Source organism: Methylocella tundrae (genome assembly GCF_901905185.1).
Lineage (GTDB): Bacteria > Pseudomonadota > Alphaproteobacteria > Rhizobiales > Beijerinckiaceae > Methylocapsa > Methylocapsa tundrae.
Genome location: NZ_CABFMQ020000077.1, coordinates 23275 through 45300 on the forward strand (window position 1 = coordinate 23275; position 22026 = coordinate 45300).

Below are 22026 nucleotides of genomic sequence, written 5' to 3' on the forward strand. Positions count from 1 at the left end.
TCATGGGATGGCGCCCGTCTGCGAAGAAAAGCGCCGGCTTTCCGCCCAAGGGCGTTCTGCCACAGTTTTGCCTTCGCTGTCGCAATTCTATTGTGGCGCCCGGCGCCGATCAATGTATTGAGCGCAATCAATCGACGCCGCAACGCGGGATAGCGCGCGTCGGACGACGGAGCCGATCAGCGGAGTTAACAATTTAATCTATTTCGCCATCATATTATGTTCATAAAAAATGCTGGCTTTGGGTCTGGAGTTTCGCACCGCGCCGAAGCTATAATGATACTCGTGACCGCGAACGCCGCCTTCACGTTTGAGAAGCGGCCAAAACCGGCTCGCCAAGCCGTCCAATGGTTCGTTCGATGCCTGCCCACGTCAAGTTCCTCGCCCGACATGCCCTGGTCGGGTTTTCGATCGGCCTTCTGGCGGTCGTTGCGATCGTGTGGCTGGATCTCTTTAACATCGGCTCGCTCATCGCCGGCTCGAGTCAGCGCTGGATGGCGTATGGAATGCTAAGCTTCGTGTTCGGCCTGACATTCGGGAGTCTACAGATGGGCTTTGCGATCATGCTGCTCCCCTATGGGGATGAAAGCGATGCGCCAGACTAAATGATTATATAATAACCATTTTGCGCGATCCGGTGTAATTCGACATCAGCTTAAGCGGTGAATTCCGCCGCTGACAATCGCGGGTCGCAAAACAGTGGCGCTCTCTCGCTAACTGGCCGGGCCGCCCATTCAAGAAGCAAAAACTTTATGCTAGGCATTGTGCGTTTGGCGCTTGCGCGCCCCTATACATTCGTGGTCATGGCGATCTTGATCGCCATTTTCGGCGTCCTCTCCGCGATTCGGACGCCGACGGATATTTTTCCGGATATCGGCATTCCCGTCATCAGCGTTATCTGGAGCTACAATGGCTTGCCGCCGGATGATATGGCGGGCCGCATCATATCGGTCTATGAGCGAGCCGTTTCGACAACGGTCAACGACATCGAGCATACTGAATCGCAATCGTTTCCAACCTATGGCGTCGTCAAGATCTATTTCCAGCCGACGGTGAACATCAACGCCGCGCAGGCGCAGGTGACAGCCATCTCGCAAACGATTTTGAAGCAGCTTCCGGCCGGCATCAACCCGCCCCAGATTCTCGTTTACAACGCATCGAGCGTCCCAATCATCCAACTCACACTGTCCAGCGACACAGTGTCGCAGACAAAGCTGAATGACTACGCCGCGAACTTCATACGGCCAGCGCTCGCCGTCATTCCCGGCGCGCAAATGCCTTCGCCCTATGGCGGCATGGCGCGACAGGTCCAGATCGACCTCGATCAGAGCGCGCTGCACTCCCACGGCCTTTCGGCGAAGGATGTCGTCAACGCGCTTGCCGTGCAGAATTTGATCACGCCGGTCGGCACCGAGAAGATCGGTCCGTTCGAATATACCGTTAATCTTAACGACTCGCCGACGAAGATCGCAGATTTCAACAATATGCCGATCAAGGTCGTCAACGGAACCGTCGTCTTCATGCGCGACGTCGCCTTCGTCCACGACGGCTCGCCGCCGCAAACGAATGTGGTGCAGACGGAAGGCCACAAGGCTGTGCTGATCTCGATCGTCAAGAATGGCTCTGCTTCGACGCTCGACATCATCGATGGCGTCAAGAGGCTGCTGCCGTCGATCGAGCAGACGCTGCCGCCGGGCGTCAATCTCAAATTCGTCAACGACCAGTCCAGTTTCGTCAAAGCGTCCGTCGCCAATGTCGTGCGTGAAGGCGTCATCGCCGCGACGCTGACCGCCGTGATGATCCTGACATTCCTTGGGAGCTGGCGCTCCACTCTGATCATCACGATCTCAATCCCGCTGGCGATCCTCGTCTCGCTGACCGTTCTTTCGCTGCTCGGCGAAACGATCAATGTGATGACGCTCGGCGGCCTCGCGCTCGCGATCGGCATCCTGGTCGATGACGCCACGGTGACAATCGAGAACATCAATCGGCATCTGGAGCATGGCCAGGATATCGAAACAGCGGTCATCAGCGGGGCGCATGAAATCATGCCGCCGGCGACGATTGCGCTGTTTTGCATCTGTATCGCCTTTGCGCCTCTCCTTACGCTGGGCGGGGTCGCCGGCTATCTGTTTCGGCCTCTGGCCGAGGCGGTCGTGTTCGCCATGGTCGCCTCCTACGCGCTGACCTACACGCTGGTGCCGACGATGGCGCACTTTCTGATGCGCCACCAGCATCACGTCGCGCATGAAGAAGGCGAGGCGCCTCCGACCAAAAATCCGTTCGTGCGGATTCAGCGCGCCTTCGAGCATCAGTTCGAGCGATTGCGCAAGGGATATATTGGCATATTGCAGTTCGCCCTGTCGCACCGTTTTCGCTTCGCCGGCGGATTTCTCTGTGTCTCCTTGCTGTCTTTGTCTTTGTTCCCCTTCCTCGGGCAAGACTTCTTCCCCTCCGTTGAAGCCGGCGCCATCAAGATTCATGTGCGCGCGCCGAATGGCACGAGAATTGAGGGAACGACGGTGCTATGCGACCAGATCGAACAAATGATCCGCAGCATCATTCCGCCGCAACGCATCTCGAGCATCGTTGACAACATCGGGCTTCCCAACAGCGGCATCAATCTGTCCTATGGCAACTCGGGAACCATCGGCGTGATGGACGCCGACATCCTCATCTCACTCAACGAAGGAGAAGTTTCGAGCGCAGAGTATGAGAAGATTTTGCGCGAGAAGCTGCCGCGGGCCTTTACCGGCACGACATTCGCGTTCCTTCCCGCCGATATTGTGAGCCAGATCCTCAACTTCGGCTCGCCAGCGCCGATCGACGTGCAGCTCAGCGGCTTCAAGGTGGCGGAAGATCGTGCGTTCGCGAACAAATTGCTGGCGCAGATCCGTCACGTGCCTGGCGTCGCCGATCCGCGCATCCAGGAAGTCTTTCAAGCGCCGGCTCTGAAAGTCGACTTCAACCGCGAATTCGCAGGCGTCGTCGGGCTGACCGAAAGCGACGCCTCGACAAGCCTGCAGGACACGCTGTCAGGCAGCGCCCAGACGTCGCCGACCTACTGGCTGAATCCCTCGAACGGCGTCTCCTATCCGGTGTCGATCCAGACCCCGCAATATGACATCGACACACTGGCGGGCCTCAGGAACACGCCCCTTTCGGCCGCTCAGTCGACCCAATTGCTAGGCGCGGTCGCAACCCTTTCGCCGGAGCCGGTCGACGCCGTCGTGTCGCATTATAATATCCGCCCGACCGTCGATATCTATGCGACGACGCAAGGCCGCGATCTCGGCGCCGTCGCCGCGGACATTCAAAAGATCATCGACGAACATCGCGCGGAGTTGCCGCGAGGGTCGCAGATCGTCATCCGGGGCCAGGCCGCCACAATGACGAGCGCCTTCCAGCAGCTTTATTTCGGTTTGGCCTTCGCGATCGTACTGATCTACCTTTTGATCGTCGTGAACTTCCAGTCGTGGCTCGACCCGTTCGTCATCATCATGGCGCTGCCAACCGCCCTGGCGGGAATTGTCTGGATGTTGTTCATCACCCACACGACGCTCAGCGTGCCCGCTCTCACCGGCGCGATCATGTGCATGGGAGTCGCGACGGCCAACAGCATCCTTGTCATCAACTTCGCGCGTGACCAGCTCGCCGACGGCAAGGACGCGCTAACCGCCGCGATGGCGGCGGGCGCGACGCGATTCCGGCCCGTGCTGATGACCGCTCTCGCCATGATCATCGGCATGGCCCCAATGGCCATCGAGCCCGGACAGAATGCGCCGCTCGGGCGCGCCGTCATCGGCGGCCTCCTGTTCGCGACTTGCGCGACGTTATTCTTTGTGCCGGCCGTGTTCAGCATCGCGCATCGACGCGAACATGGCCGCAAAGCCAAACCGGCGAAGGCCGCGGAAACATTTTCCAGCCTGCCGTCGCATGCCTGAAATGGAGTGATGATGTCGTCCGAGCCCGTTAAAACCCCGAAGTCTCGTCGCGTTTTGCTCATCGGCTGCGCTGTCGGCGTCGCTGCGATCGGCCTTGCAGTCTCCGGAATCATGGATCGCGCAAAGAGCAAGCAGGAGCTCGAAACGTGGACCAATGAACAGGCGGTTCCAACGGTTCGCCTCGTTCAGGCCGTGCATGGGCCGAGCAACGAGCGGCTTGTTCTGCCAGGCAATGTGAGCGCCTACTACACCGGCTCCCTTTTTGCCCGCGCCAGCGGCTATGTGACCGTCTGGAATAAGGATATCGGCGCACATGTAAAAAAGGGCGATGTGCTCGCGGTCATCGCGGCGCCTGATCTCGATCAGCAGCTTGCTGAGGCGAAGGCGCAGCTTGTCCAGATGCAGGCGGCAGTCACGCAAGCGCAGGCGAATGCGGATCTTGGGCGCGTAACAGATCAGCGCACCTCGCGACTCGTGGCGCAGGGCTGGTCAAGCCAGCAGCAGGGCGACACGGATCGGCTGACGGCCGCATCGCGCATCGCGGCGCTTGAGGTCGCCCGTGCGAATGTGACCGCGCAGCAAGCTGTGGTTAGCCGGCTTGAGGAGCTAACCCGGTTCGAGCAGATCACGGCGCCTTTCGACGGCATCGTCACGGCGCGCACGGTCGATATTGGTGATCTCGTCAATGCCGGCGGCACGTCTGGCAAGGCACTGTTTCAGGTGTCCGACGTTCATGAGATGCGAATTTATGTGAACGTTCCGCAGGCTTTCCTCGGCGTGATGAAGCCGGGGATCAAGGCGACCCTTGAATTACCTGGCCAGAAAGAGAGATTTGAAGCGACGCTGGTTTCGACCGCGAATGCGATCGTCGAAAATTCGCGAACGGCTCTGGTTGAGTTGCAGGCTCCGAACCCGGACGGCAAGCTCTGGCCCGGAGCGTTCGCCGAGGTGCACTTTCATATTCCCTCCGATCCCGAAACTCTGCGCGTTCCTGCGACCGCCCTTATTTTTGGGCCAAACGGAATGAGCGTGGCGGCGGTTAACAAGGACAGCAAGGTCGAATTGAAGCAGGTTCGTGTCGGCCGCAACCTTGGCGACGACGTCGAAATCCGCTCCGGCGTGTCGTTGTCGGACCGGCTCATTGACAACCCGCTGGAGTCGTTGGCTTCAGGTGATGTCGTTCAGGTTGCCGGCGCATCGCCCGCCCCCAATAAGGAGGCGTCCCGCGCGGAGACGGCGATGTGAAACGGCGATGATCGCCCGTCACCGATCTTAAATAATTCTTTAATGTTGAAGCTAAGCAGAACGCCTTATGGCTTGTCCTAAGCTGTATCTCATTGAATACAGCAGCCATGATCCCCGCTTAGCTATCGCATTAAGGAACAGAAGATGCCGTCCAAGCCAGATGCTCCGCGCGCCAAAACGGCGAGACGCAACGCGCTTTCTACGGTAGCGGCATGTATGACTCTCGGCCTCGCGGCGCCGGCCCGCGCGGCCGACGCGCCGCCCGCCGATAGCGCGCCCGTGCAATCTTCCGATTCCCCGATCGCCGACTATTTCGCCAACTGGCAGAATCGCGTCGAACAGGCGCAGGCGAGCCAGCCCCACTGGATGACCCCAATGACAACGGTCACCCCGCGGCTCGAACAAGAGTATAGATACGACCAATATAAGCAATATTTGCAAAACGGGGCTCAGATCGACAATTTCGGCGGCGGCAAAGGGCTGGAGCTCATTCCGACGACCACCAATGAAATCCTGCTTAACATTCCGGCTTATCAGCATCGGTCGAATGTCAAACCGGCGACCGGTTTCGCCGATGGCAACTTCGTCACGATCAAACAACGGCTGCTCAGCGCCAACGAAGAAAATGGAAACTATATTCTCAGCGCTTTTCTTGGGGTGCAGGCGCCGACCGGCATTACCGCCTTTACCAACAGACCAGCCTGGATTGTCACCCCGACGCTGGCAGGCGGCATCGGCTGGGGTGATTTCGATATTCAGGGGACGGTTTCCCTTCCGCTCCCGACCGACAATTTGCACGCCATCGGCTATTCGATCGTCACCAGTGCAACGTTACAATATCATTTCTGGGAATATTTCTGGCCGGAATTCGCCTTCAACGACACTCAGTGGACAAGCGGCGTGCGCGCAGGCCGGAATCAGCTCTTCGTGAGCCCTGGCATCGTTTTCGGCCGTTTTCAGATCTACAAGCGCGTGAAGCTTAGCTTCGGCATCTCCTATCAGGTCGCGGTTGTGCCTGATCACGCCATAACGGTGCCGCTGACGCCTGTGTATAATCACGCGTGGCTCCTGAGCATGCGCATGACGTTTTGACCGGTATTTTCTTTGACCTGCGGCGCGGGCGGTCCTCGCTTCGGTTTGGCGCCGCAAGGTAAGGCCTTGACAACAGGTCATTCCAGTCGGGCAGCGGCCTCGTCCGCGCCAACGGCTGCCGGGGCAACGCTCTTGCGCCACGCCCGATGAACGCCCCTGCCCCCGCTTTGACTCCCGCGATCCAAACAGCGGCGGATCATAGCGGCCGACCATATAATTTCTGTCCCTTCGCCGGGATCAGACAAGACAAATCGCAGCATCGCAGGCAGCAAGGCGAGGCTCCATCTCGCCATTCCTCACGGCGTGCGAAAGCGCAACGAGACGTGGCGCCCCATCCCAGCCGAATCTCGTCTGATCAATGCAGCGATTCGGCATAGCCGCCGTTCCGCGCTTTCGGAGCGCCGCGCTTTCCATCTTGGAGAAATTGAACCCGATTCGTTGAGCGAGCGGGCGGGCGCGGCTCGCACGAGCTACGACGGCAGGTCAGCGCATCCGGACATGAACGAGGCATGCCGCGCGGCCTTTCAGCCACCGTATGAATATAGGGCCTCGCCTGCGTTCAGGATGGAATCCGCAACGGCATGTGCAAACAACGTTTGTGAATTGCTTTTTATGAAATTCACTTTTCCGAATATATCAATAATTTGTCACATAGGATTTAAATATCGAGCGCATACGCCCCTAACCTCTACTTCGAGGTGTTTTTCTCTACTTGGCTACTATTCTCTGGGGGCATACGTTGAATCAAGATTTGTTATCGACAACGCTGAGCGCTCCACGCGGTGAGTCGCGTTCTTGCGGCGTGGCCCTTGTCCAGGCGTCCTCGAAAGATCGACGCATTCTCAAGCTGGCGCTAGCCGCCATTGTCTCCCTCGTCACTTTGGAAGCGAGAGCCGCCGACGACGGGGCCACGGCCGACGAGATTCGTGCGCTGAGAGCGCAGCTGAAGCGTTTGGAAGCCAAGGTCAATGATCAGGCGCGCAAGCAAAAGGAAACGCAGGTCCAGATTCACGATGTGGCGCGCCGGGCGCCCCCGGCGGCCGCAGAATCAATGCCGAGCGGCGTTGCTCTCGGTTCCCTCGGCGGGGTCGCCCCGACCGGCCTCACCGCCGTCGAATCCTCGATCCGCGGCCTGCCAGTGGCGGGAGCGCCGAGCCTTTACATCAACGGCGTCAGCATCACGCCTGGCGGCTTCCTCGCACTCGAAGGTCTGTTCCGCAGCCGATTCGTCGGCGCCGACATCGGCACGCCATATCAAAACATTCCTTACGGAAATGTTCGCACGGGCAGCGCAAATGAATTCCGCTTGAGCGCGCGCCAGAGCCGCGCCTCGCTTCTCGCCAAGGGAGACGTCAATCCGACGACGCATCTCGCCGGTTATATGGAGCTCGACTTCCTCGGCGCCGCGCAGACCGCCAATTCGAACGAGAGCAACTCGTTCACGCCGCGCATCCGGCAAATATACGCAACCGTCGACCAGGAAGATTTCGGCGCGCATCTGCTTGCCGGACAAGCCTGGTCATTATCGACGATGTATTCCAAGGGACTGGTCCCACGGCAGGAAAATATTCCATTGACCATCGACGCACAGTACGTCGTGGGCTTCACCTGGGCTCGTCAGCCGGGCATCCGGGTCGTCAAGGATTTCGACAAGACTTTCTGGGCCGGCCTTTCCGTAGAAACTCCGCAGACGACATTTGGCGGCTTTACCACGGTGGGCGCAACGGCGGCGACGCTTCCAAGCACGCTCGTCTTCAACCAGGCTCCTCCGGGCGGGTCCTTGTTCAACTCGCTGAACGCGGTTTCCCTCAACCACATGCCGGATATTATCGGTAAGGTCGCCTGGGATCCGACCTTCGAGGGCCACAATGTTCACATGGAGGCCTTCGGGCTCTTCCGCGACTTCTACAGCCAGGTTAACAACAGCAACCAGGATGTTGCCGGAGGCGGTTTCGGCGGCTCCATCCTCGTATCCCTGCTTCCAAAAGAGCTTGAGGCCCAGTTTTCAGCTACGACGGGCCGCGGCATCGGCCGCTATGGCGCAGGACAACTCCCCGACGTCACATTTAATTGGAACGGCACAATTTCTCCGGTCCAGGAAACAATGCTGCTCGCGGGCTTGACATGGCATCCGACTACGGACCTTGATGTTTATGCCTATGCGGGCGAAGAAACCGAGAACGCCAGCTATTCGAACACGACGACGGGGAGCGCCGTCAATGCTTTCGGCCTCGGCAATCCTCTCTTCTCGAATGCAGGCTGCTCGATCCCCGGATCTACGGTCTGCAACGGTAACATTCATTTGATACGCCAAATTACTGCCGGATTGTGGGACAAAATCTACCAGGGTTCATTTGGGCAGTTGCGCGCCGGCTTGCAATACTCATATACCCAGAAGTATTCGTTTCAGGGCATTGGCGGCGGAGCGAAAGCTGATGACAGCATGTTCTTTGGAAGCCTTCGCTATTATCCGTTCTGATATGGCATAATCAATCCAGCGATCTTCGCTGGATGTTTTGGGAGCAGAAGTGTCTGAAGGCAACGTGGACGAACAGAGGCCTCTTCTCCTCGTCGAAGATGAACCAGCTTTGGCGCAGGAGATCGGGAAGGAGCTGGAACGTCTCGGCTATATGGTGAAGGTTGCGACGTCGGAGGCCGCGGGGCTGGAAGCCGCGCGGTCGACTGACGCCGCCCTTCTGATCGTCGACCGGATGCTTGCGAACACTGACAGCCTTTCAATGATCGAAACGTTGCGCGGCGAAGGGAATCGGACTCCCGTCCTTTTCGTGAGCGGCCTCGCAACGGTCGACGAACGGATTCGCGGATTAAAAGCAGGCGGCGACGACTATCTGACAAAGCCGTTCGCCATGGGCGAGCTCGCCGCCCGCGTTGAAGCGTTGCTGCGCAGATCAAACGATGCGCCAACCGTGATGTTGCGCGTTGGTCCCTTGGAACTGGATCTGATCGCGCGCAGCGCGCGACGCGGAGAGCGCACGCTCGATCTGCTGCCGACCGAGTTCAAGCTTCTTGAATATCTGATGCGCCGTCCGGGCCAGGTTGTAACGCGAGCCATGCTGCTTGAGGACGTATGGCATTACCGCTTTCTGCCCCAGACGAATTTAGTCGACGTTCACATCGGCAAATTGCGGCGAAAGATGGATATGGGAGGGGAGCCCACGCTGATTCGCAGCGTGCGCCGGTCTGGGTTCAGGCTTGATGTGGACGCCGATCGCTAATCTTCGCCGATCCGCGACATTTCGCCTCGCCGTCTTCTTTGCATTCGCAATCGTAGCTGCAACGTCGCTGGTGCTCGCCTTCGTCTATTGGCAGGTCGATAAGTCAGACACCGCACATTTCCACAGATTGCTCGTTGATGAGGCCGCAGCCGTCATCAACGAGCCGGAGAGCCAACTGCGGCGCCAACTTGAGCTGCGGCTGACGCGAGACCTGCGCCGGGTCGACTACGCTGCTCTTTTCGATGTCGGCGGAAAGCACGTTTTCGGCAATGTCGCAGCGCTGCCCGACGATCTTCCGATCGACGGCGGCGCCCATCTCGTGGAAGTTCCGGCGCGTTTCGTCGGCCCGGGGGGTAAAAATGAGCCGGCATTGTTCGTCGCGCGCAGGCGCCCCGATGGCGGCGTTCTGCTGTTCGGCCGAAACCTCTATGAGGTTTACATCGTCCGGCAATTTGTCCTTGAAGCGCTCGCCCTTGGCATCGCGCCAACCATCGTGCTGGCTCTCATCATCGGGTCGATTTTCAGCGTGCGCGCAGCGCGTCGGCTGAAATCGATCAATGGCCAGATCATGCGCATCATGCACGGCGACCTGAACGAACGGCTCCCGACGCATAGCTCAAGCGACGATCTCGATCACGTCGCGAGAGCGGTCAACATCATGCTTGACGAGATCGTGCGGCTGCTCGAGCAGATCAAAAGCGTCGGCGACAACATAGCCCATGATCTGCGGACGCCCTTAGCGGTGATGCGGGCCAGACTGGAGCGTAGCCTTGAAAGCGATTCTGTTGAGACTTTGCGGGCGGCTGGCGAAAAAGCGATCGCCGACCTTGACCATGCGCTGACAACGGTCTCAGCCCTCTTGCGCATTTCCGAGATTGAACATGGACGCAAGACAAGCAGCTTTTCCGAAGTCGACCTTAAAGAGGTTTGCGTTAATACATTCGACCTGTTCGAACCCTTGGCCGCAGAGAAATCGATCGCCTTCACGATCGATGCGCCGGCGCCGCTGTTGGTCGCGGGCGATTTCGATCTTCTCGTTGAGGCCGTCGCCAATCTCATTGACAACGCCATCAAATTCACGCCGACCGGCGGCTCCGTGAAGATTATAGCGAAAATGGCCCCCAGCGGCCCGCTTGTGCGCGTATCGGATACCGGCCCCGGCGTTGCCCTTTCCGACCGCGGCAGCATCTTCAAGCGATTCTACCGCTCCGAAAAGAATCGACATATTCCGGGCGCCGGTCTGGGATTAAGCATGGCCGCCACCATCGCTCGTTTGCACGGGTTTGATCTTCGCGTCGCCGATAATCACCCGGGGGCCGCGTTCGAGATGGCGGCGCAGGGGGTTGGTCAGTCAACCGCATCCCCTTCGCCGGACCATAGCCGGCTTGCGCAGATTCCACCGACGCCGTCAAATGCAGCGGCTCAAAGTATAAAATAGCATTCATGAAATGGCGCTCTCCTTGCAGAGCATAAAAATCATTTTATGCCATTTTTCTACACAGACAATCTTATAAACACTATCTAGTATCTAAAATACGGCAAAGGCATAAGTCGTCGCGTCAGCTCGCAACTACCGGAGCACTCGGTGAGGACCGTAACACGCATAGCGGCGGATCGCTTGGACTACGATCGTTCGGATCAGCACGGTCGCGAAGGTCTCGGCGAGAGCCAATCCAGTTCCAAAACTTCCGGCAAAGTCGCCAACTGAGATTCAGGCTGAATAGCTGAGGAGCCGCAGCCGGCTTCTCGAGCAGCCTGATACGGAGCGGTCGCGTCGCGCCCCCCCTTGCGATCGCTCTTTCAGAGCCCCGGGCGTTTGCTCCCCAACGGCGCCCGGGGTTCGCCTTGGATATTTCCGGACTCGCGATTCCAGCGCATGGTGCGGCGAAGGGGCGATCAAGCTGGTCCAACAGGCGGCGATCCGCCGTCGCCGCTATAGTCTCCGTCCGCGTGGCGCGTGCGGCACAGGCTTTCGTTCAATCGGGACGCCCGCTTCTGCCGTTATCGCGTCAGGGAAATGCGATCATGCGATAAATCTTGGCGACCAAAGCCAATGATCGGCGTTTCCAGCTCAGCCCGCAGTTTTCTGGCGGAGAAGAGACATGAAGCAGATGATTTGGCTAGTCGCGTCCGGCGTGACGCTGGCATCCACCCTGGCTCTCGCTCAACCGGCGAAGATTGGAACGACGCCCGCCGGCGATATTCTCGAGGCGCCCGGCGGCCATGCCTTGTACGTCTATGATGGCGATAAGATCGACCTTGGACAGCAGGGGAAGTCCTCGTGCAATGGCGAATGCGCGCAGCGATGGCCCCCTTTCTCAGCAGGCGTCGATGCGCAATCGATGGGGGATTGGGGCATCATCCTCCGCGAGGATGGATCAAGGCAGTGGACCTATAAGGGACGCCCACTTTACACTTGGACACAGGATACGGCTCCTGGACAAATCAATGGCAACGGCTATCAGGGAAATAAATGGCACGTTGCAAAGCCCTAGCCGAGCGGGGTCGCGCAAGACTGGCTGCCTTACATTTCCGGCAAATCGTCAGCGTTTCGCCAGCCGAACCGCGGAGCCGCGACGCTCGATAGCGGCGCACAAAATTCCCTTCCCCGCCCTGGCTCCGCCAGCGCGGGACGCCAAAGTCAGGGAACCTGAAGGCACATTCAGGGTTATTGCGCTGCGCCGCGATTCGAGATGCCCTCTCTCGTCCTTCGTTCCGGACGCGAGCCCTGGACCCGCAACAGATGACCCAATTCGGCGCACTGCAGTCAACCGCGGGCTTGAGGCCCACAGCGCCTCGCGTTCGCGGTGTGACTTTCTTATGCCCAAAACACTGCTCCAAGCTGCTGTGGCCCTGGCGCTGGCGTTGCACATATGAGCGCGCGCGTTCATCGCACGCCAGGCGGCGCTGTGCTCGAGCCAAACGGCTGCGTGCGTTTTCGCCTCTGGGCGCCTGCAGCTGAAAAAGTCGGCCTGCTGCTGAACGAACGCGCCATGCCGCTACCCATGACACTGAAGCCCGGCGGCTGGCATGAGCTCGTGACAAACGCAGAGCCCGGCAGCCGCTACCAGTTTGTGATGGCCGACGGCGCGAGGGTTCCAGATCCCGTTTCTCGCTTCCAGCCGCATGATATACATGGCCCAAGCGAGGTCATTGACGCGGCATCCTACCGATGGTCGACAAACTGGACCGGCAGGCATTGGAGCGAGATCGTTCTTTATGAGCTGCATATCGGCGCTTTCACCAAGGACGGCACGTTTCAAGCCGCCATGGGAAAGCTCGGCCATCTCGCCGCGCTGGGCGTCACCGCGATCGAGATTATGCCGGTCGCGGATTTCCCGGGCCGGCGCAATTGGGGCTATGACGGCGCGCTGCTCTATGCGCCCGACTCGTCCTATGGCCGCCCCGAAGACTTCAAGGCGCTGATCGAGGCCGCGCATGCGTGCGGAATCGCGGTACTGCTCGACGTCGTTTACAATCATTTCGGACCGGAGGGAAACTACCTTCCTCTCTATGCTCCCGAATTCTTCAACAGAAGGCGGACGACGCCCTGGGGCGACGCCATCAACTACGACGGCGCCGGAAGCGAGGCTGTCCGGGAATTCGTCATTCACAATGCATTATACTGGCTCGAAGAGTTCTATCTCGATGGCCTGCGCTTCGACGCAACCCACGCGATCATCGACGAAAGCGCCAGGCATGTTCTTGACGAAATCGCCGAACGCGCGCGCGCCTTTACGGATCGGCCGATTCATTTGCTGCTGGAAAACGAGGAAAACGAAACGCGGCGCATCGCGCCTGAGGCCTGCGCCCCGCCCCACTTCACGGCGCAATGGAATGATGATCTTCATCATGTATTGCACGTCGCGGCGACGCGCGAGCGAAGCGGCTATTACGCCGATTACCAAGGCCGCACGGATCTGCTCGCCGCGGCGCTGGCCGAGGGTTTCGCTTATCAGGGCGAGATCATGCCTTATCGAGGCGCGCCGCGCGGCGAACCTTCGGCGTTCCTGCCCCCGAGCGCTTTTGTCGCTTTCATCCAGAACCATGACCAGATCGGCAATCGGGCCTTTGGCGAGCGTCTCGGGATGATAGCGCCGGCCCATGTCATGCGCGCGCTTTCCGCCGTCTATCTACTGTTGCCGCAGATCCCTATGATGTTCATGGGAGAGGAATGGGGCGCTCAGCAACCGTTCCCGTTCTTCTGTGATTTCGAGGGGGACCTCGCCGACGCCGTGCGCAAAGGCCGTCGTGAGGAGTTCGCGCGCTTTCCTGAATTCGCCGATCCAAAACAGCGCGAGCGCATTCCAGATCCGCTCGCCGAGGCGACGTTCGAAAGCGCGAAGCTCGACTGGTCGCGCATGGACCAAGCCCATTGCGAGCGATACCGAGCGCTGATCTCTGTCCGCAAGCGTGAGATCACGCCCCGGCTGAATCAGATTACGCGCGGCGGCCAAAGCGTCATTCACGGAGAGAGCGCTGTTGAAGTGCGTTGGAGCGCAGGCGCCAATGAGACGCTGACGCTGGCGGCTAATCTTTCGGAAAGGCGGATTGCCTTTCCGCCGTCGCGCGGCCGCAGTCTCTGGTCGGAGGGGTATTGCGAACCAGCGCTTGGACCATGGTCGGTGCGCTGGTCTGTTGAGACGCAACAATGACGCCAAGAGCCACCTACCGCCTACAATTTCACGCGCGCTTTCGCTTTGAGGACGCCGCTCGTCTCGCGCCCTACCTCAGCGAGCTTGGGATCAGTCATGTCTATGCCTCGCCCTACCTAAGGGCGCGCCCCGGCAGCCCGCATGGTTACGACATCACCGATCATCTGTCGCTCAATCCAGAGCTTGGCGACGAGCAGGATTTTCGCAACATGTCGGCAGCGTTCATCGCTGCGGGACTTGGCCAGATCCTTGACTTCGTGCCGAACCACATGGGAGTCGGCGGCGCCGACAATCCGTTCTGGCTCGATGTGCTGGAATGGGGGCCGGGGGCAGACTACGCGGGGTGGTTTGACATAGACTGGGATTCCGATAATCGCTACTTGCATGACAAGCTGTTGGTTCCCTTTTTGGGCGATCAATATGGCGTCGAACTTGAAGCCGGCAAGCTCAAAATCAAATTCGACGCGGATGAAGGCGGTCTCGCCGTCTGGGCCTATGACGCCCATAAGCTTCCTTTGTGCCCGCTGCACTATCAGATGGTGCTCGGACAAGACGACGCCGAGCTCGAGCGTCTCGGCGACATGTTCGCCGATCTGATGCAATGGCGGCCGCAAGTCAACGAGCGCGCCCGTGAGCTCAAGCAAAGGCTGGCGGCGCTCATTCGCGACCGGCCGAACGCCAGGATCGCCTTGGAGCGATCCATCAAGGGCCTCAATGACGACTGGAGAGCGCTCGACGCCGTGATCCGGAAGCAGTTCTGGCGAATCGCTTTTTTTGGCGTCGCTGGCGACGACATCAACTATCGCAGATTCTTCAACATCAACGATCTCGCCGGCCTTCGCATGGAGCTGCCGGCGGTGTTCCGCCATGCGCACGCGCTGATCATGCGTTTGATCAAAGAGGGCGTCCTCGACGGCTTGCGCATCGACCACATCGATGGCCTGCTCGATCCCAAGGCTTATCTCGACTGCCTTCACGCCACGACGCCGCGGCCAATCTATACTGTCGTCGAGAAAATCCTCGCGTCGCATGAGTCGCTTCGCTCCGACTGGAAAGTTGAGGGCGCGACCGGCTATGATTTCGCCAATCTAGCCCTCGGCGTGCTTGTCAACTCCGCGAGCGAGGAACGCTTTACCGATACCTACAAAAACTTCACCGGCTGTGCCACGCCGTTTGCGACAATCGCTTATGATTCCAAGATTCGCATCATGGAGAACGAGATGGCGAGCGAACTCAACGCGCTCGGCCGCGACGCCGCGCGCGTCGCTCGCCAAAACCCCATGAGCGCTGATTTCACCAAGCAGATCCTGCAAAGAGCGATCAAACAAATCGCCGCATGCTTTCCGGTCTATCGCACCTACATCGAATTCGACGCCGAGAGCGACGGGGCTGACCGCCGCGATCTTGATTGGGCGGTGGCGCAGGCGCGCCGCATTGATCGCGCCATCGATCCGACGGTGTTTGATTTCCTGAACAAGGCGCTGTCGGGCAAGCTTACGGCGGAGGCCAAGAGCGGTTTCAGCCGGGTCAGCGTCCTGCGTCTTGCCATGAAGCTTCAACAGTATACGGGTCCTGTGATGGCCAAAGGCGTCGAGGACACCGCCTTCTATCGCTACAATCGCTTTGTGGCGCTGAACGAAGTGGGGGGCGAACCACACCGGTTCGGCGTCACGCCGGCCGCCTTCCACAAAGCCAACGCCGAACGCGCCAGGCATTGGCCACACGCCATGCTCGCGACCTCGACGCATGACACTAAACGCGGGGAGGATGCGCGCGCGCGGCTCGCGGCCCTGTCGGATATTCCGGAAGAATGGGCGCGGCAGGTTCAGATCTGGAGCCGCTTGTTGCGCGCCCGTCGCGGCGAAATCGAAGGCGGCGCGGCGCCGGACCGGAACGACGAGTATCTATTCTATCAACTTCTTCTCGGGTCCTGGCCGGTCGAGATGCTGGATCGTCCTGACGCGGCCGCTCTTGAGGCCTACGCCCTGCGCGTCAAAGAGGCGCTGCGGAAATCCATGCGCGAGGCCAAACTTCATTCCTCCTGGTCTGCGCCCAATGCTGACTATGAGGACGCGATGCAATCTCTCGCCAGCGCCGCGCTCGACCCGAACAACGCAGGCTTCCTGTCAAGCTTCCTTCCGTTTGCGCGGCGTGTGGCGCGGCTCGGCGTCGAGAACAGCCTGGCGCAGCTGGTCCTGAAGCTCACCGCGCCCGGAATGCCAGATATTTACCAAGGCTGCGAGTTGTGGGATCTTTCATTGGTCGACCCTGACAACCGCCGGCTGGTCGATTTTGCATCCCGACAGAACGCTTTGCGTTCCATCCTCGTGGCCATCGCCGGAAACCGCGGCCCCGCGATGCGCGAGCTCATGGATCATTGGCAGGATGGCCGCGTCAAGATGGCCGTGACGGCGCTGCTGCTCGGTCTGCGCAAACAGAAAGAAGCGCTGTTTGCAAACGGCGATTATGAAGCTTTACAACTTTCCGGCGACAAATCCGAACGCGCGCTTGGCTTTGCGAGAGCGCTCGGCGACGCCGCGATCATCGTACTGATCGCCCGCTTCCCCGGCCTGCGCGAGCAAGATCCCGGCTGGGGCGCGACGACGGCGCAATTGCCAAAGGGGCGCTGGACCGACGTCTTGACCGAATGCTCCTTTGAAAGCGGCGACGCCGCATTCCCCCTCGCAAAAATCTTCGCGGCCCTGCCTGCCGCCGTCCTCGTCAAGTCTTCGCCTTCGTGATCACAGGCTGTGCGCTTACCATCTAATCACGGGTCAGCAGGTGTACGCGCAGAGGCGCGATCGCAGTTCGCAAGGCGTTTCCCACTGGCGCTTCGTCCTCCAAATCCGCGCCTCAGGATCTGGTGCTTGTGGTGACGAGCGGCGGGATGTTACTCACCGTTATCATTGGTCAGATGATCCGATGGCGGAACCGTCGAATATCAAGATAAGGCTCCCTCGGGCAGAGCGGCGATTCCGACGGCCGCAAGATGTGAGCGCGCCGCAGCGCTTGACGATGCGAGTTGGGGCGCCAATAAGATCGGACAGACTTCGATACGAAGCGCAAATTCCCCCCCTGAGAAAGTCTGTTGATGACGCATGTCGCAACGCTCGTTTGCAATCCGCTGTCTCCGGTCCTGACGGAGGCGCTCTCACGGCGTGCGCTCGCGGCGTTGCCGCGTCCTGACGCGGTGCGTTGGCTCAACCCGGGCGTCGCCGCCGACATTGCTTTCACGCCGGACGCCCAAGAGGATCTGAAACGGCTCGCCAACTCCGTGCGCGCCGCAATCAGTAGCGAGCCTGTGGATGTCATCATTCAACCCGCCCAGGGCCGACGCAGGAAGCTTCTGACCGCGGATATGGATTCCACCATGATTGGTCAGGAATGCATCGACGAACTAGCGGCGGAGGTCGGCAAGAAGGCCCATGTGGCGGCCATCACGGAGCGCGCGATGCGCGGCGAGATCGCCTTCGAGGCTGCGTTGCGGGAGCGGGTCGCCCTGCTGAAGGGCCTCGATCGCGGCGTAATCGCGAAGGTCATCGAATCGGCGATCACGCTGACGCCCGGCGGCGGCGCGCTCGTGCGCACGATGCGCCATCACGGAGCGCATACGGCGCTGGTTTCAGGCGGCTTCACGGCGTTCACGCGCGTTATGGCGAAGATGATCGGCTTTGACGAAGATCACGCCAACGAACTCGCGCTCGACGCGAACGGATGTTTCACGGGTGGGTTGATTGAACCGGTGCTTGGCGCGGAGGCCAAGCTCGCAACACTACGGCGCTTACGCACGGAGCGGGGGCTGACGATCGCGGAAACCATTGCCGTTGGCGACGGCGCCAATGATTTGCCGATGCTGCTGGAAGCAGGTCTCGGTGTCGCCTTTCATGGCAAGCCCGCGGTCTCCGCCGCCGCCCATGTCCGCATCGATCACGCGGACCTCACCGCCCTGCTCTATGCACAAGGGTTTGCCCGCGAAGATTTCATCTGCGAGCAATCGGATCGATGAAGCGGTCGGACGGCGCCGCTAAAAACTCAGCGCCTTGACCTCCTTTACGCCAGGCAGCCTCTTGACCTCGGCGAGCACTGTTTCGGGGGCGGTCTCGTCAACAGCGACAAGGGCGATCGCCGAGCCTCCCTCCCGGTCGCGGCCGAGCGCGAAGGTTGCGATATTGATGCCAGCGGCCCCGAGCATGCTCGTGAACCGCCCGATGAAACCGGGCTTATCCTCATTGCTGACATAGATCATCGCCGGCGCAATGAGCGCATCGACGTCGATCGTGTTGACGGAAATAATTCGCGGCTTGCCGGCATGAAAAACCGTGCCCGCGATGCGCCGCTCCTCCGTCTCGGTTTCAACCACCAGCGTGATGAGGGATTCGTAATCGCCATCGGCTGCGCGGCTTACTTCGTCTATGACGATGCCCCGTTCCTTGGCGACCGCCGGCGCGGAGACGACGCTGACGTCGGCGAGCATCGGACGCAACAGCCCGGCGATGACTGACGCCGTCAGCGCCTTCGTTTTCAGCTCCGTGACGGCGCCTTCGTAAATGATCGTCACTTTTGTGACGCCACTATCGACGAGCTGACCGGCGAAAGAGCCAAGATACTCGGAAAGAGCGATGAAGGGCCTGAGTTTTGGCGCTTCTTCGGCCGTTATCGAGGGGAAGTTCACAGCGTTCGAGACAGCGCCTCGGGTGAGATAATCAGACATCTGCTCGGCGATCTGCAAAGCCACGTTCTCCTGAGCCTCGCTCGTCGATGCGCCAAGGTGGGGAGTGCATACAACATTGGGATGGCCGAACAACGGATTTTCCTTGGCGGGTTCATCGACGAAAACATCAAAGGCCGCGCCCGCGACATGGCCCGAATCGAGCAGAGCTCGCAAAGCCTGCTCGTCGACGAGGCCGCCACGCGCGCAATTGATAATTCGCACGCCTTTCTTGGTTTTGGCGAGGGTCGCCGCCGAGAGGATGTTTTTCGTTTGCGCGGTCAATGGCGTGTGCAGGCTGATGACGTCGGCGCGGGCGAGAAGACTGTCGAGGTCGACCTTTTCGACATCGAGGTCCTGCGCCCGTTCAGGCGACAAGAACGGATCGTAGGCGATGACATGCATGTGTAGCCCGCTGGCGCGCGCCGCAACGATAGAGCCAATATTGCCGCATCCGATAAGACCCATCACCTTGCCGGTGATTTCGACGCCCATGAAACGTTTCTTTTCCCATTTTCCCGCCTGTGTTGAGGCGTCGGCGGTGGGAATTTGCCGCGCGAGCGCAAACATCAGGGCGATCGCGTGCTCCGCCGTGGTGATCGAGTTCCCGAAGGGCGTATTCATCACGATCACGCCCTTGGCGGTCGCCGCCGCGATGTCGACATTATCGACGCCGATGCCGGCGCGGCCAATGACTTTCAGCCTGGTCGCCTTCTCGAGAACTTCGGCGGTGACCTTCGTATCGGAGCGAATGGCGAGCCCATCGAAACCGCCGACGATCGACGCCAGCTTTTCTTTGTCCTTGCCGAGGGCCGGCTGAAAATCGACTTCGACGCCGCGATCCTTGAAGATGGCGATGGCGGCCGGCGAAAGAGCATCCGAAATGAGAACGCGCCGAGGCATGGGAGTCTCCAAAGCTAGGACATTATGCGCCGCGCGAAAGCGCCCGCGCTAGAGGCGGCGTCATCTCAATTCACGCAGCCGCGGCAAGGTCGCTCTTGGTTTTTTGAAAGGCGTAATCGAGCCAAGGCGTCAGCGCCTCGATGTCGCTTGTCTCAATCGTCGCGCCGCACCAGATGCGAAGGCCGGGAGGCGCATCGCGATAGGCGCCGATGTCATAGGCGACTTTCTCTTTTTCGAGCAGGCTTGCGAGCGATTTGGAAAAACGCGATTGGGCGTCGGGGCCAAGCGCGGCAATGGCGGGATCTATCACTTTGAGGCATACGCTGGTGTTGGATCTGATCGCCGGGTCGCTCGCAAGAAAATCGACCCAGGGCGTCCTTTCCACCCAATCGGCGAGCGCCTTCGTATTTGCGTCGGCGCGCGCGATGAGAGCCGGCAGTCCGCCGATCGATTTTCCCCAAAGCAGCGCGTCGACATAATCTTCAACGCAGAGCATCGATGGCGTGTTGATGGTTTCGCCCTCAAAGATCCCTTCGATCAGCTTGCCGCCGCTGGTTAAACGAAACACTTTCGGCAGCGGCCATGCGGGCGTGTAGGAGAGAAGCCTTTCAACAGCGCGCGGCGACAAGATCAGCACGCCGTGGGCCGCTTCGCCTCCGATGGCTTTTTGCCAGGACAAAGTGACGACGTCGAGTTTTGGCCAGTCGAGATCCTGCGCAAAAGCCGCGGAGGTCGCGTCGCAGATCGTGAGCCCTTTGCGGTCGGTGGCGATCCAGTCGGCGTTGGGCACGCGCACGCCCGATGTCGTCCCGTTCCAGGTGAAGATGACGTCATTGTCGAAATTGATGTTCGCCAGATCGACGATCTCGCCATAGCCAGCTTTCAATGTCCGGGCGTTGCTCAGTTTCAACTGCTTGACGACGTCCGTGACCCAACCTTGCCCGAAGGATTCCCAGGCAAGCACGTCTACCCCTCGTTGCCCAAGGAGAGACCAGAGGGCCATTTCAACCGCGCCCGTATCCGATCCGGGAACGATGCCAACGCGATAATCCGAAGGAATTTGCAAAATCTCACGGGTCAGATCGATGGCGAGCTTCAATCTCGCCTTGGCTTCCCTGGCGCGGTGTGAGCGGCCAAGCAACGCATGATCGAGAATCTCGCTTTGCCAGCCCGGACGCTTGGCGCAAGGGCCAGAAGAAAAATGCGCGCACGCGGGCCGCGCCGCCGGAATCACTGCTTGCATGATGATCATCCTGGAATCGCGTCAACGGGATCGGCCACATCAGAGTCGATGCGCGCCTTTCCGGCGCAAAACCGTTCGAAACTGAGCTTCTCCCTCAGCTTACCCGGCTGAATATTCACACTCTCTATTGGCCTATTTGTTTTTTCTATAAATGGACATAAAAGCGACGTCAAGGCGTTGGCGTCCGGCGCCAGCGACGCCTTGGCGCAGCGGGGACGCCGAGGGTCGCAATGTCGCCATAACCAACGCCGAGGATCGGTTATCGCACTCGATGTTGAAATGGCGTTCTTCCTGGCGATTTCGCGCGCCTTTTCGATACCGCGCTTCGACGTGATTGAGACGCATAAGGTACAATGGTTATGCCGACCTCCAACGCGCTGACTGAAGGACGCAGGCTCTTCGGCTGCCTGTATGGCGCGGCGGCGTCCGCCGCTTCCGTGGCGGCGGCTTTGCTCGCTTTCCAGAATTCAGCCTCAGCGGCGACGTCAAGCGCAAAGCGGGAGCCGCTTGTTCGTGTTTCGCAAGCGAGCAACGGCGCCGAATCGCCGCCCTCCCCGCCTCCGGTTCAGCCAAAACAGTATGCGCCGCCGCGATCCGGCGAAAAAAGCGAAACACGAACGGAAAAGGAAGGCACGCCAGCGACGGTGATCGACGGACAGCAGCTCGAAAGCATCCTCGGCAAGAACGTCAGCAGCCCGACGGGTGAAGATATGGGACGAATCGTGGACATTATGGTCGACCACAGCGGCGCGGTGCGGGCGGCCATCATCGATTTCGGCGGGTTCCTCGGGGTTGGCACCCGCAAGATCGCGGTCGATTGGCGCCTCATCCGTTTCCCCTCCGATGGCAAGACAAACAATGTAATCGTGGATTTGACCGCCAATCAGCTCAGAGTGGCGCCGATCTTCAAGCCAGGCGAACCCGTCGTCATGCTTGGTGGTTCCGGCGATTCTCCACATTGAGGATCCAGAGCCAGCCGCATCGAAAGGCTTGCGGAGCCGGC

General features: G+C 59.8%; 14 protein-coding genes. 12 read left to right on the forward strand and 2 right to left on the reverse strand.

All coding sequences use genetic code 11. The annotated features are described in order from the left end of the window. The first annotated feature begins 356 nt into the window (after positions 1-356). The 11 genes from MPC4_RS09390 to serB all read left to right on the forward strand — a co-directional run bounded on the left by MPC4_RS09390 (position 357) and on the right by serB (position 18175). Positions 357-602, forward strand: a complete 246-nt coding sequence (locus tag MPC4_RS09390; protein ID WP_174512288.1) for a hypothetical protein — start codon at positions 357-359, stop codon at positions 600-602. Between the two features lie 147 nt (positions 603-749). Next, complete coding sequence (locus MPC4_RS09395) at positions 750-3941, forward strand: efflux RND transporter permease subunit (RefSeq protein ID WP_174512289.1); 3192 nt, start codon at positions 750-752, stop codon at positions 3939-3941. A 12-nt stretch (positions 3942-3953) separates the two neighbouring features. Further along, positions 3954-5186 carry an efflux RND transporter periplasmic adaptor subunit gene (locus tag MPC4_RS09400; RefSeq protein WP_244628930.1) on the forward strand — a complete coding sequence of 411 codons (1233 nt, stop codon included), beginning with the start codon at positions 3954-3956 and terminating at the stop codon, positions 5184-5186. 279 nt (positions 5187-5465) lie between these two features. Further along, positions 5466-6278 carry a hypothetical protein gene (locus tag MPC4_RS09405; RefSeq protein WP_174512291.1) on the forward strand — a complete coding sequence of 271 codons (813 nt, stop codon included), beginning with the start codon at positions 5466-5468 and terminating at the stop codon, positions 6276-6278. Positions 6279-7080: 802 nt separating this feature from the next. Then, positions 7081-8757, forward strand: coding sequence for a PspA/IM30 family protein (locus tag MPC4_RS09410; protein WP_174512292.1), 1677 nt, complete (start codon positions 7081-7083; stop codon positions 8755-8757). A gap of 49 nt (positions 8758-8806) precedes the next feature. After that, on the forward strand, positions 8807-9514 hold the full coding sequence (locus tag MPC4_RS09415) for a response regulator transcription factor (RefSeq protein ID WP_244628931.1): 708 nt from the start codon (positions 8807-8809) through the stop codon (positions 9512-9514). Beyond that, entirely contained in the window at positions 9495-10952 is a 1458-nt protein-coding gene (locus MPC4_RS09420) for a sensor histidine kinase (protein WP_174512293.1), read from the forward strand. The genes MPC4_RS09415 and MPC4_RS09420 overlap by 20 nt, the downstream gene beginning before the upstream one ends. Positions 10953-11616: 664 nt before the next feature. After that, positions 11617-12009, forward strand: a complete 393-nt coding sequence (locus tag MPC4_RS09425; RefSeq protein ID WP_134488602.1) for a COG4315 family predicted lipoprotein — start codon at positions 11617-11619, stop codon at positions 12007-12009. Between the two features lie 378 nt (positions 12010-12387). Next, positions 12388-14169: a malto-oligosyltrehalose trehalohydrolase gene (treZ, locus tag MPC4_RS09430; RefSeq protein WP_174512294.1), complete on the forward strand. Its 1782-nt coding sequence runs from the start codon at positions 12388-12390 to the stop codon at positions 14167-14169. Next, a complete protein-coding gene (gene treY, locus MPC4_RS09435) occupies positions 14166-16910 on the forward strand; it encodes a malto-oligosyltrehalose synthase (RefSeq protein ID WP_174512295.1) in 2745 nt (914 codons plus the stop codon). Before treZ ends, treY begins: the two co-directional genes overlap by 4 nt. A gap of 350 nt (positions 16911-17260) precedes the next feature. Next, positions 17261-18175, forward strand: a complete 915-nt coding sequence (gene serB / locus MPC4_RS09440; protein WP_174512296.1) for a phosphoserine phosphatase SerB — start codon at positions 17261-17263, stop codon at positions 18173-18175. 18 nt (positions 18176-18193) lie between these two features. Here serB and serA read toward each other — a convergent pair whose 3' ends face one another. Next, positions 18194-19780 carry a phosphoglycerate dehydrogenase gene (gene serA / locus MPC4_RS09445; RefSeq protein ID WP_174512297.1) on the reverse strand — a complete coding sequence of 529 codons (1587 nt, stop codon included), beginning with the start codon at positions 19778-19780 and terminating at the stop codon, positions 18194-18196. Between the two features lie 70 nt (positions 19781-19850). Beyond that, on the reverse strand, positions 19851-21023 hold the full coding sequence (locus tag MPC4_RS09450; RefSeq protein WP_174512298.1) for a phosphoserine transaminase: 1173 nt from the start codon (positions 21021-21023) through the stop codon (positions 19851-19853). A gap of 359 nt (positions 21024-21382) precedes the next feature. On the opposite strand from MPC4_RS09450, the gene MPC4_RS09455 reads away from it, so the two are divergent. Continuing rightward, positions 21383-21985, forward strand: a complete 603-nt coding sequence (locus MPC4_RS09455) for a PRC-barrel domain-containing protein (protein WP_174512299.1) — start codon at positions 21383-21385, stop codon at positions 21983-21985. Positions 21986-22026: the final 41 nt, after the last annotated feature.

Bases quoted from the DNA above. Each gene is read 5' to 3' on its own strand.
- MPC4_RS09455 (WP_174512299.1), top strand. From the start codon at position 21,383: ATGCCGACCTCCAACGCGCTGACTGAAGGACGCAGGCTCTTCGGCTGC.
- MPC4_RS09420 (WP_174512293.1), top strand. From the start codon at position 9,495: ATGTGGACGCCGATCGCTAATCTTCGCCGATCCGCGACATTTCGCCTC.
- MPC4_RS09400 (WP_244628930.1), top strand. From the start codon at position 3,954: ATGTCGTCCGAGCCCGTTAAAACCCCGAAGTCTCGTCGCGTTTTGCTC.
- MPC4_RS09390 (WP_174512288.1), top strand. From the start codon at position 357: ATGCCTGCCCACGTCAAGTTCCTCGCCCGACATGCCCTGGTCGGGTTT.
- MPC4_RS09450 (WP_174512298.1), bottom strand. From the start codon at position 21,023: ATGCAAGCAGTGATTCCGGCGGCGCGGCCCGCGTGCGCGCATTTTTCT.
- treY (WP_174512295.1), top strand. From the start codon at position 14,166: ATGACGCCAAGAGCCACCTACCGCCTACAATTTCACGCGCGCTTTCGC.
- treZ (WP_174512294.1), top strand. From the start codon at position 12,388: ATGAGCGCGCGCGTTCATCGCACGCCAGGCGGCGCTGTGCTCGAGCCA.
- serA (WP_174512297.1), bottom strand. From the start codon at position 19,780: ATGCCTCGGCGCGTTCTCATTTCGGATGCTCTTTCGCCGGCCGCCATC.
- serB (WP_174512296.1), top strand. From the start codon at position 17,261: ATGACGCATGTCGCAACGCTCGTTTGCAATCCGCTGTCTCCGGTCCTG.
- MPC4_RS09395 (WP_174512289.1), top strand. From the start codon at position 750: ATGCTAGGCATTGTGCGTTTGGCGCTTGCGCGCCCCTATACATTCGTG.
- MPC4_RS09425 (WP_134488602.1), top strand. From the start codon at position 11,617: ATGAAGCAGATGATTTGGCTAGTCGCGTCCGGCGTGACGCTGGCATCC.